This is a genomic window from Diaphorobacter caeni (assembly GCF_015354245.1).
GTDB lineage: Bacteria > Pseudomonadota > Gammaproteobacteria > Burkholderiales > Burkholderiaceae_C > Diaphorobacter_A > Diaphorobacter_A caeni.
Genome location: NZ_JADKYZ010000005.1, coordinates 413813 through 424960, shown reverse-complemented (window position 1 = coordinate 424960; position 11148 = coordinate 413813). Strand labels below are relative to the sequence as shown.

Below are 11148 nucleotides of genomic sequence, written 5' to 3'. Positions count from 1 at the left end.
GCCGCCCTGACGCCGCTGATCTGGGAACACGTCAACCCGTATGGTCGGTTCGATCTCGATATGAACACCCGGCTCGACCTACCGTGATCGAAATGGCGGCTGGTGACACGACTGCTTGCTCTACCCCTTGAAGAAGCTCTTCATGTTTCGCCTCCTGTGTTCATTCAGTTTCTGATCGGATCAATACCAGCCTGCGCGCGACAGCGAGCGCGAGGTCAGTTGGCTCATCAGACGATGGCCGTAAGGCGTGGGGTGGAAGCTGTCGGCAAAGCCGTAGCTTCGCCACCAGTCCGCGCCGCCGGTCGCGCCGGTGGGTGGAGTGCGCGCGGACAGCGAGTCGGCCGTGCAGGTCGGGAAGCTGTAGGTCGGCAGACCGGATGCATCCTGCCCCGTGGGCGCGCACACCGGATCGGTCACGTTCTGGTAGGAATACTGCGCGGGATTGGCCGCCTGGTCTCTGAACGACTCATAGAAGTCCACGACCGTCAGGCGCGCATCGGTGCCCAGACTCGTGTTCAGTTGCGTATTGAAGGTCTGCACCCAGGTGTCGAACAGCGTGTTCAACTGCGCCGCTGCGGCTGCGCCCTGCGTGGCCGAGATCTTCTTGAGCACCATCTGGAACTTCGGAGTGAGCGTCACACCCGGCATGTTCAGCACGGCGACGCGCGTGGCGCCCTTGCCGAGCACGTTGGTCTGGATGTTCTTGGCGAAGTAGCCCGCCAGCGCCTGCATGTAGGCAGCGCCCGCCTTGGGCATGCCGGCTGCGCCCTGTGCGGCCAGCGCCTGCACGGTCGCTGCGTCCAGCATGGAGCCGATCAACGCGAAGAAGGTCTTGCCACCATCCGACGAAGCCGCCAGATAGGCACCGAACAGATCGCCCGCGTCATTGCCGCCGCCATCGATCAGCACCAGATCGCTTGCCGCGAAACCGGCAGCGCCCGCGTCAGCCATCTGCTTGGTGATGGACACCGGCGACTGGGGGTTGCTGAAGTTGTTGATCCGGCCACCGGCCACCGCATAGCTGTTGCAGGTGGCGGTGGTGGAGAAGGTGGCGCCGGCGTCGGACGAGCGGTAGTGCGCGCACAGCGTGTTGTTGTAGCGGTTGGCCACGTGATCGACCCACAGCCACGACGCGCCCTTGGCATCGTTCAGGTTGCCGGCATTCTGTACCGTCGCCTTGAAGCCGAAAGTCCCGACGTCGGTCAGGCTGTCGCCCATCGTCTTGACGGTTTTGATCCCGGTGTCCGCGGGAGTGGTGCTGCCGCCCCCACCGCCACAGGCGGCCAATGCCATAGCGGCTACTGCCGTGGCAACCCAGTGCATACGCATGCGTGCTTTCATTTACAGAGCTCCTTCATTGAATCGAACGACCGTTCTTTTTTCAAAATGATAGTGAAAATCACAAAATGCTCATATGTGGGTAAACACTGAATTCACGCCGAAACAACGCATTCCAGACCTTGATCAAGACAGATGCATGTCAGATACCGGGAAAACGCTAGGCGCAAAAAAGCAATGCCCACCAGATTGGAGGGCATTGCTTGCGGAAGGTCACGAGGGTTTCGCCGGATTTCCTATCGGGCTCCACACGCCGATCAGCGACGTGCGGATGTCTTGCCGGCGCCGGTGACTGAATGGTTGGTGGCGACGGTCGCGGGAATCGCGGGCGTGTCCTGCGCCACCCAGTCCACCAGCGCATGCAGCGCCGGGCGCGCGTTGGGCGCGAGCGGATGGTTGATCATGCCGACCAGCACGTAGCGTTTGCCGCTGTTGGAATTGACCACGCCCGCGAGCGCCGTGACGTCGCGCAGCGTGCCGGTCTTGAGATGGGCCATGCCCTTGGCGCTCACGGTGTTCACGCGGCGCATGGTGCCATCCACGCCGACGATGGGCAGCGACGACAGCAGCTCCGGCATCTGCGGCGACGCCCAGGCGGTCTGCAGCATGCCCGAGAGCGCACGGGCCGTCACCCGCTCCTCGCGGCTCAGGCCCGCGCCGTTCTCCCAGACCGGCGGCGTGAGCTGCGGCCAGCGGCTGCGCCACCAGCTGTTCATCGCCTGACGACCCGACTCCCAGGTGCCGCGCCCCGTCGCCTGCAGCCCCAGCGTGAGAAACAGCTGCTGCGTCATCACGTTGTTGCTGTATTTGTTGATGTCGCGAATCACCTCGGCAAGCGACAGCGACTTGTTCGAGAACACCGGCTTGAGCCCCGCCGGCACCCTGCCGTCGCGCACAGTGCCGGTGACCTTGCCACCCAGCTCGCGCCACATGCCTTCGATGGCGCGCGCGGCATAGCCGTCCGGGTCCGCCGGGGCGATGGCCCATTCGCGCTCGCCGCACGACGAAGGGAAACTGCCCAGAAAGCTGATGCGGCCTGGCTCGGCCAGCTCGGCCTTGAGTCCGCCCTGCCAGTCACCGCAGGCCGTGGCCGCAGCCGCGAGCGGCACGGTCGCGGGAAGCTGCATGCCGCCCATCGGCGGCTCGTAGCTGATGCGCGCCACGCCCGCCGCCGCATCGGGCACGAAACGCATGTTCATCGCCTTGAAATTGATGAGCAGCGCGTCGGGCGCGACGTTGTACGGACGCCAGGGTTCGCCGTCGAACTTGGCCGCGTCGCGTGTGGCGATGTCGAAGGCCGAGCGGTCGAGCACGATGTCGCCGACGATCACCGTCACGCCCATGGCGCGCAGGCGGCGCATGGTGAGCCACAGGCGCTCGAGCACCAGCTGCGGATCACCGCCGCCCTGAATGTAGACATTGCCACGCAGCGCGCCATCCTGCGGCTGGGCATCGAAATAGACCGGCGTCTCCCACTGGAACGCGGGGCCGAGCAGGTCGAGCGCCGCATAGGTGGTGATCAGCTTCATCACCGAGGCCGGATTCGCGGGCTCGTCGGCGCGGAAGGCGAGCCGGGTCGTCGTCGTCGCCGCCTTCGCGGGCGCATCCAGCTCCACCACCATGGCCGACAGCGCCTCGCGCGGCACCTTGGCGCGTTGCAGCGCGGCCTCGACCGACGGCGGCAATGCCTGTTGTTGCGATGAGACGGAGGACGTAGCCGAAGCCGCCTGCGATGCTGGACTGGCCGGATTGGCGGCGCGTTCGGTCTGGGCAACTGCGGAGGGCTGCCACCCCGCCAGCAGGGCGCAGGCGAGGACAGAGGCGGCGGAAAATTTCAAGGACATCCTTCAAGTCTATGATTTATCGGCACTTTCAGCCAACAATGCTGGCAAGGCCCCACGGATATTGCCACCGGACGATAATCAAGGCCGGTCCTTCGCCAGACGAAGCGCCACTACTTCGCACCCCTTCCCCCGCACCATGAATTTCCTCGCGCTAGACACCAGCACCGATACGCTTTCCGTTGCCGTTCAAAAAGGCGATGGAGCCGTTCTGGAGCGCAGCGCGCCGGGCGGGGCGCACTCATCGGCCACCCTGATTCCGCTGATCCGCGCGCTCATCCAGGAAGCGCAGTTCTCGTTCGACGAGCTGGACCTGATCGCCTTCGGGCGCGGCCCGGGCTCGTTCACCGGCCTGCGGACCGCCTGCTCCGTCGCGCAGGGTCTGGCCTTTGGCGCCCGCAAGGGGCAAGGCGTGCCCGTGTTGCCGGTGGATTCACTGCTCGCCGTGGCCGAGACGGCCCGTGCGCACCAAGGACTCACGCAGGTTCACGCCGTGCTCGACGCACGCATGGACGAGGTCTACGCGGGTGCCTACACATGGAATGACCAGACCGGTCGCTGGAGCAGTCTTGGCGATTTCAGCCTGCTCGCGCCGCAGCATCTGGTGGTCGAGGCCGGGTTCACCGTTGCCGGAAACGCGCAGGCCGCCTATGGCGAACGCCTCGCGCCAGAGGCCCCGCATCTGCATGCCCTGCCCACGGCCAGCGCCATGCTGCGCCTTGCGCCCGCGCTGCTGGCGCAGGGGCTGTCCGTGCCCGCCAGCGAGGCCCTGCCGCTCTACGTGCGTGACAAGGTCGCGCAGACCACGGCCGAACGCGAAGAGGCCAAGCGGCTGGCGCAGGCGAACCCATGACTCTTGCCTGAGCGCCGCGCATGCGTACATTGTCGTCACCCGCCGCAGTGAACAAAACGCGCACGAATCCCGGCATCATCGAACGTCCGCCCCTACACTCCAGACCATGAGCGCCAATCTCCACCCCACCCTGCCGGATGCGGACGATCCCCACTTCGAGCGGCTGACGCTGTCGCGGCTCGAAGCGCTGCTGGACGTGGAAAAAAGCGCCTACACCCACCCTTGGTCACGCGGCAACTTCATCGATGCCATGGCCTCCGGCTACCAGATCCAGGTACTGCTGCGCGGCGACGAGCTGCTCGGCTACTTCGTGGCCATGCAGGGCGTGGACGAGGTGCATCTGCTGAACATCACCGTCGCCCCCGCCTACCAGCGCCAGGGCCTCGCGCATATGCTGCTGCAGGCGCTCGTGCTCTGGTCACGCTCGCAGAACGCCCAATGGCTGTGGCTGGAAGTGCGTGTGAGCAACGCGCGCGCCCGCGAAATCTACGAAAAATTCGGCTTCCGCCGCGTGGGAGAGCGCAAGCGCTACTACCCCGCCGACATGGGCGAACGCGAAGACGCCGTCGTCATGAGCATCCAACTATGACCCTTCAACTGGACGCTCGCCAACGAGCCATGCTGCAGGAGATGGGCATCACGCTCTGGCAGCCCGCACCCAAGACCGCCCCCGCCGTGGCCGAGCAGCGCCCTGTGGATCGCTCCGCCGCGCGCGCCGCCGCAGGCCAGGCCGCTGGAGTCGATGCGGCCGTCATGGAGCGCCCGCCAGCCGCGCAACCACGGCAGCCTCAGACGCAGCCGCAGCGTCCCGCCCCTGCCCATGCAACGGTCACCACCGCACCCGCGCAGGGCTCCGCATCGTCCTCGTCCGCCACTGCAAACGCGACCCTGCGCGCGCCGCAGGCGCTCTACCCGAACGCCGACGCCGCCGCCACGCCCAAGGAACTCGGCTCCGGCTGGCTCGTGGTCTTCGAGACCGCGACGCCCGACGAACCCTTCGGCGGCGACTCCGGCAAGCTGCTCGACAACATGCTGCGCGCGATGCGGCTGCATCTGCACCCGCGCACCCATGCCTGCGTGCTGGAGCGTTCCGTTCCCGGCGGTCAGGAAATCAACACCGATGCCGTCAAGGCCGCCCTCGCCGAGACCATCGCCGAGCTGCAGCCCGCTCTGGTACTGATCCTCGGCCTCGGCGCCGCCCGCGCCACGCTCGGCAACCGCGAACCCTTGGGCCGCCTGCGCGCCGCGCAGCACCGGCTCGCCGACGGCACACCGGCCATCGTCAGCTACGACCCCGCCTACCTCCTGCGCGCGCCCGATGCCAAGGCGTCGGCCTGGGCCGACCTGTGCCACGCGCTCGCCGTGGTGCGCAAAGCCGCAGACAACTGATCGGCCTCGCTGCGGATGCCATAATCCGCCATTCGTTCATCGATTTTCTTTTTTGGAGACAGCTCCGTGGAAACCTACCCTAGTTGGTAGCTTTCAACTCCCGGCGTGCCGAGGGTTGAAAGCGTCAAATCAAACACCTGATCGCCCTCACCTTTGCACATGATTTTTCGGGAATGCTGAGCCATGCTCAATATCTTTACGCTCGCCAACGGCCGTCTGGTCCAGGAAGAAATCGAATCGCTGGAAGAGCTCAAGCGCTTTCAGCCCATCTGGGTGGACCTGGAATCGCCCACGGTGGAAGAAAAGCGCTGGGTCAAGCAGCATTACGGCCTGTCGATTCCCGAAGACGCCACGGATGACGACCTCGAGGAATCGGCCCGCTTCTACGAAGAAGACAACGGCGAGCTGCACATCCGCAGTGACTTTCTGGTCGACATCGATGACGACCCCCGTGCCGTGCGCGTCGCCTTCATCCTGAATCTGGTCAACGACTCGCTCAAGAGCAAGGGCGTGCTGTTCTCGATCCACGACGACGACGTCCCCGTCTTCCGCCTTGTGCGCCTGCGGGCGCGCCGCGCGCCGGGCCTCATCGAAGACGCCAAGGAAGTGCTGCTCAAGCTCTTCGACGCCGACGCCGAATATTCCGCCGACACCCTCGAGGGCATCTACGACGATCTCAAGCTCGTGAGCTCCCAGGTGCTGGCCGGCGACGTGACTGACGCCAAGGCGAGCGAAGTGCTCGCGGCCATCGCGCGACAGGAAGATCTGAACGGCCGCATCCGCCGCAACATGCTCGACACCCGCCGTGCGGTGAGCTTCATGATGCGCTCCAAGATGCTGAACGCCGAGCAGTTCGAAGACGCCCGCCAGATCCTGCGCGACATCGAATCGCTCGACAGCCACACCGCCTTCCTGTTCGACAAGATCAACTTCTTGATGGACGCGACGGTCGGTTTCATCAACATCAACCAGAACAAGATCATCAAGATCTTCTCGGTGGCAAGCGTCGCCTTGCTGCCGCCCACGCTGATCGCCAGCGTCTACGGCATGAACTTCAAGTTCATGCCCGAGCTGGACTGGGCCTACGGGTATGGATTCGGTCTCGGACTGATGATCTGCAGCGCGGTGATTCCCATGCTGTACTTCCGCAAGCGCGGATGGTTGAAGTGATTTTGTCCTGAAGTCGGCCGATCGGGCGTCGCCTCGGCCGGTGACGGCTCAAACCGACGCGATCCGCCGGACGAACCCGAAACGCGAGGGCAGCTCGGCGAGCGACACCGCTTCGGGCGAAGGAATCAACCCCGCCTCGATGCCGGCCGCCGCATCCACCATGTCCTGCGGATGCACCACGCCCACGCCTGCGGGAAGCAGCAGATAGAGCCGCCCCTCCTCGTCCATCAGCGCGGCCTTCAGCGCCGCGATCCGTTGCGCAAGACCCGTGTGCGTGTGCACGTGCAGTTCACCGGAATCAAACCGCAGCCGCCATACCCAGGGCGTGTTTTCCAGATCGACGAACACGCGCTGCGGTCCGTTCTGAAAGAACCAGCGGCCGTCGTCGTCCTCCAGGTAGTTCCGGCCGATGAACTCGAGCAGTTTCTCGTGCTCGATCCGGTCGCCGCGCGATGCGGGGAAAGGGCCTGCGGACTGCACTTCAGCGTCGCGCAGATACCAGTTGCCGCGCGCGTCGAGGCCCAGCCAGCCGTGGCAGGCGGGGACGTTGGGCCACTTGGCCATTGCCTGTTTGACGATCTCATCCATCTCGGGATTGTGCCTTGCCCCGGCCCTTCAATGTGCGGCGAGCCAGCCGACGACCTGCTCCGGCACCGATTGCACCTGGCCAGGCCAGCGACCCTGCGCAAAGCCGACATGGCCACCTTCCCGAGGCTGCCACAGAAGTACGTGCTTGCTGGCATCCTGAGGCCCCGGCAGGCTGGCTACGGGCACGAAGGGGTCATTGCAGGCGTTTATCACCAGCGCCGGCACGCGCACCTGCGCGAGCACTGGCTTGGCGGACGCACGGCGCCAGTAATCGTCGGCATCGCGAAAGCCGTGCAGCGGCGCGGTGAACACGTCATCAAAGCCATGCAGATCGCGCACACCCCGCAGGCGTTCGGCATCGAACAACGCAGGAAACTGCGCCAGCTTGGCCAGCGCCTTGGGGACCATCGAGCGCAGAAACATGCGCGCGTATATCTGGCGATTGAAGCCCTGATCGATGGCCGCGCCGCCAGCCGCGAGATCCAGCGGCGCGCAGACCGATGCCACGCCGTCGACCACGCGCGCCGCGTTCGATCCCAGCTCGCCGGCCCAGCGCATGAGCGCGTTGCCGCCCAGCGAAACGCCCACGGCGTAAAGCGGCGGGCGCACTACCGTGTTGGCGCCACCCTGCAGTCTGGCGAAGCGCTCGAGCAGCCAGTCCACCTCTTCGAAATCGCCGGAATGGTAGGCACGCGGAGCGAGATTGATCTCGCCGCTGCAGCCGCGGAAGTGCGGCACGGCGAAGTTCCAGCCGCGCGCGGCGGCGACGCCGGCAAAGGCTCGGGCGTAGTGGCTGCCCGACGAGCCTTCGAGGCCGTGGAACAGCACCAGCATGGGCGAAGGAGATGGTGCAGCCTCCGCACGCGGGCGCTGCAGAAAATCCACGTCCACGAAGTCCTGGCCATCGGGTGTCGTCCAGCGCTCGCGTCGCCATTGCGGAGCTTGTCCAGCGTAGGGCGCACCACTGCGCGCGCACATCGCTGACCAGATCGTCTGGGCGTTCCCGCCGGGCAGCCACCAGGGGGCCGAGTAACTCAGCTGCAAATCAACGACTCCACCAAAACCGCCACGGGATGCTCTCCGGATCAATGCAGCACATGGGCGCGCGCGGGCGGCGCTGCGCGCTCGCCGGGGGCCGTCGCGCTCGCATGGTGCGCGACGATGCGCCAGCCCTGTGGCTGCTTCATGTAGACATTGGTGGCATAGACCAGCGCCTCGCGCGGGCCATCGGGGAGATTCACCACCACATGCTCGACCACATTGTGCACGGCGCACCCATGGGAATCCATGCGCACGACCTCGCCGGGCTTGACGTTGAGGCCGCCGCGCTCGAGCATGCCAGCGAACAGCTCCCGTATGGCCTGCACACCCACCACCCGCGCCCCGCCGCCGGGATGCACGCAGAAGACATCGTCGTCATCGGCCCAGCACGCCATCAGCCGCTCGATGTCTGCGGCCTGCAGCGCGTCATAGAACGCCGCCTCGACCTCGTCGGGACTGCCGGCCAGCAGGGCCGCTCGCGTTGTGGTTCGTTTCATGGTTCACCATCAGACAAGGTTAAATTCTGTAATGCAGTGCCCGGCGGCTTGGGGGCCTACAAGGCGAGTCACATAATTTATGCAAAATGTGTGACACTGCGCCCCTCACATGCCCCGGCATGCAGCCACGGTTCCGCGTGATCCGCCCCAGACTCAGGGCTGCCGAACGGCGCACGGTCTCTTGATCCAACCCACTTTCTACCTCATACGCCCATGACCATCAAACGCCTCTTTGGATTCATCGCGACAGTCGCCACCGCTCTGGCGCTGACCGGCTGCGGCTACAACCAGTTCCAGCAACTCGACGAACAGAGCAAGGCCGCCTGGAGCGAGGTGCTCAACCAATACCAGCGCCGCGCCGACCTGGTGCCCAACATCGTGGCCTCGGTGAAGGGCGAAGCCAGCTTCGAGCAGGACACGCTGACCAAGGTGATCGAGGCCCGCTCCAAGGCCACCTCGATCCAGGCCACGCCCGATCTGGTGAACAACCCCGAGGCGTTCAACAAGTTCCAGCAGGCGCAGGGCGAACTCTCGAGCGCGCTCTCGCGCCTGATGGTGGTCTCCGAGCGCTACCCGGATCTCAAGGCCAACCAGGCCTTCCGCGACCTGCGCGTGACGCTCGAAGGCACGGAAAACCGCATCACCGTAGCGCGCAACCGCTACATCCAGACCGTTCAGGAATACAACGTGCTGGCCCGCAGCTTCCCCAACAACCTGACGGCCATGGTCATGGGCTACAAGCCCAAGGCCAACTTCACCGTGCAGAACGAGGCTGAAATCAGCAAGCCGCCCGTGGTCGATTTCTCGGCTCCCGCCGCCAGCAAGCCCTGAGCGTTGATGGAGCGGTCGTCGTCGTGCTGATTCTGATGCGGATGTTGTCTCCTGCGCATTTTCTGCGGGCCTGGCTCGCAGCCTGCCTGTTGTGGTCCGGATGGACCGGCGCACAGGCGCAGCCATTGCTGCCCGTGCCCGCGCTCACGGCCCATGTGATCGACCAGACCAGCACGCTGGACGCGTCGGCCAAGGCGGCGCTTGAATCCCAGCTTGCGGGCATCGAGCAGAAGCACGGCTCGCAGGTGGTGGTGCTCATGGTGCCCACCACCGCGCCAGAAGACATCGCCTCATATGCCAACCGCATCGGCAATGCCTGGAAGATCGGCCGCAAGGACGTGGGCGACGGCCTGATCATTCTGGTCGCCAAGAACGACCGGCGCATGCGCATCGAGGTCTCCAAGACGCTTGAAGGCGCGGTGCCCGACCTTGCGGCGGCCCGCATCATCGACGCCGCGATGGCGCCCCGGTTCAAGCAGAACGACTACGCGGGAGGCCTTCAGGCCGCCGTCGACCAGATCGGTGCGCGCATCGCGGGCGAAGCCCTGCCCCTGCCCGAGCCGCCCCGAATGCAGGGTCAGGGCCAGCAGCAGTCCTCCGGCTTCGACTGGCAGGACATGGCGATCTTCCTGTTTTTCGTCGTGACGGTGGTGGGCCCCATCGTGCGCCGCATCTTCGGGCGCCCCATCGGCGGCCTGCTGATGGGCGGCGGCGTGGGCTTCATCGCCTTCATCGTCACCGCCAGCATCGGCCTTGCAGCGGGTGCCGGCGTGCTCGCGCTGCTCTACACCCTGCTCTTCAGCGGCAAGGGCGGCGGCGGGCCGATTGTGCATGGCGGTGGATTTCCGGGTGGCTTCGGCGGAGGCGGCGGTGGCTTTGGAGGAGGCGGTGGATTCGGCGGCGGCGGAGGCTTCAGCTCCGGCGGCGGTGGTGACTTCGGCGGCGGCGGCGCGTCCGGCGACTGGTGATGACGAACCGGACACCTCCCATGACCACGCACCATCACACCAAGGACCAAGGCACTTCGACGATGCAACAGCCACCGCAGCAGCACCATCGCCATTCAACGGGACTCTTCGCCCGGATCGCACGACTGGTGCGCAACCGCATGGCCGAGGACTCACTGCGTCGCGTGATGCCCGCCGATGTGCAAAAGCGCCTCGCCGACCGCGTCGCGGCCAGCGAGAAGCGCCACACCGGCCAGATCCGCATCTGCGTCGAAGGCGGCCTGCCGCTGTCCTACATCTGGCGCTCGGCCAGCGCCCACGAACGCGCCGTCACCCAGTTCGGCAAGCTGCGCGTGTGGGACACCGAGCACAACAACGGCGTGCTCATCTATCTGCTGGTCGCCGAACACGCCATCGAAATCCTCGCCGACCGGGGCATCGCGCGCAGCATCGAGCCCAAGGTCTGGCACGAAATGGTCGCCCGCATGCGCGAGCAGTTCCGCGAAGGATGCTACGAAGACGGCCTGACCGAAGCGATCGCCGCGGTGACCGTGGCGCTGGTGGAGCAGTATCCAGCGGCGGAAGGCGCGGAAAACGCCACGCATTCGAACGAACTGCCGGACGGGCCGGTGGTGATCCGCAGCTGACCTTCA

General features: G+C 65.7%; 12 protein-coding genes. 7 read left to right on the top strand and 5 right to left on the bottom strand.

From position 1 onward, the window contains the following. Positions 1-180 precede the first annotated feature (180 nt). Positions 181-1341, bottom strand: coding sequence for an SGNH/GDSL hydrolase family protein (locus ISG32_RS15285; protein WP_194771866.1), 1161 nt, complete (start codon positions 1339-1341; stop codon positions 181-183). 254 nt (positions 1342-1595) lie between these two features. Continuing rightward, on the bottom strand, positions 1596-3182 hold the full coding sequence (gene dacB / locus ISG32_RS15280; RefSeq protein WP_194771865.1) for a D-alanyl-D-alanine carboxypeptidase/D-alanyl-D-alanine endopeptidase: 1587 nt from the start codon (positions 3180-3182) through the stop codon (positions 1596-1598). 136 nt (positions 3183-3318) lie between these two features. Between dacB and tsaB the strand changes: the two genes are divergently transcribed. From tsaB to corA, 4 genes are all read left to right on the top strand, one after another. Beyond that, on the top strand, positions 3319-4032 hold the full coding sequence (gene tsaB, locus ISG32_RS15275) for a tRNA (adenosine(37)-N6)-threonylcarbamoyltransferase complex dimerization subunit type 1 TsaB (protein ID WP_194771864.1): 714 nt from the start codon (positions 3319-3321) through the stop codon (positions 4030-4032). 106 nt (positions 4033-4138) lie between these two features. Further along, a complete protein-coding gene (gene rimI, locus ISG32_RS15270; protein ID WP_194771863.1) occupies positions 4139-4621 on the top strand; it encodes a ribosomal protein S18-alanine N-acetyltransferase in 483 nt (160 codons plus the stop codon). Beyond that, positions 4618-5421: a uracil-DNA glycosylase family protein gene (locus ISG32_RS15265; protein ID WP_194771862.1), complete on the top strand. Its 804-nt coding sequence runs from the start codon at positions 4618-4620 to the stop codon at positions 5419-5421. The genes rimI and ISG32_RS15265 overlap by 4 nt, the downstream gene beginning before the upstream one ends. Before the next feature lie 183 nt (positions 5422-5604). Then, positions 5605-6591, top strand: coding sequence for a magnesium/cobalt transporter CorA (gene corA / locus ISG32_RS15260; RefSeq protein ID WP_194771861.1), 987 nt, complete (start codon positions 5605-5607; stop codon positions 6589-6591). A gap of 48 nt (positions 6592-6639) precedes the next feature. Here corA and ISG32_RS15255 read toward each other — a convergent pair whose 3' ends face one another. Genes ISG32_RS15255 through ISG32_RS15245 form a run of 3 tightly spaced genes read right to left on the bottom strand, consistent with a single transcriptional unit; the run spans position 6640 to position 8717 of the window. Continuing rightward, a complete protein-coding gene (locus tag ISG32_RS15255; RefSeq protein ID WP_194771860.1) occupies positions 6640-7179 on the bottom strand; it encodes a DUF2946 family protein in 540 nt (179 codons plus the stop codon). Between the two features lie 27 nt (positions 7180-7206). Continuing rightward, positions 7207-8217, bottom strand: a complete 1011-nt coding sequence (locus tag ISG32_RS15250) for a YheT family hydrolase (RefSeq protein ID WP_194771904.1) — start codon at positions 8215-8217, stop codon at positions 7207-7209. Positions 8218-8264: 47 nt separating this feature from the next. After that, the gene (locus ISG32_RS15245) at positions 8265-8717 is read right to left on the bottom strand and encodes a YybH family protein (protein WP_194771859.1); all 453 of its coding nucleotides are present in this window, start codon (positions 8715-8717) and stop codon (positions 8265-8267) included. A gap of 213 nt (positions 8718-8930) precedes the next feature. Between ISG32_RS15245 and ISG32_RS15240 the strand changes: the two genes are divergently transcribed. The 3 genes from ISG32_RS15240 (at position 8931) to ISG32_RS15230 (ending at position 11142) form a co-directional block, all read left to right on the top strand. Then, positions 8931-9548 carry a LemA family protein gene (locus ISG32_RS15240; protein ID WP_194771858.1) on the top strand — a complete coding sequence of 206 codons (618 nt, stop codon included), beginning with the start codon at positions 8931-8933 and terminating at the stop codon, positions 9546-9548. Between the two features lie 44 nt (positions 9549-9592). Beyond that, positions 9593-10516, top strand: a complete 924-nt coding sequence (locus ISG32_RS15235; protein ID WP_407645065.1) for a TPM domain-containing protein — start codon at positions 9593-9595, stop codon at positions 10514-10516. Positions 10517-10578: 62 nt separating this feature from the next. Continuing rightward, complete coding sequence (locus ISG32_RS15230) at positions 10579-11142, top strand: TPM domain-containing protein (protein WP_194771902.1); 564 nt, start codon at positions 10579-10581, stop codon at positions 11140-11142. The last annotated feature ends 6 nt before the right edge of the window (positions 11143-11148 follow it).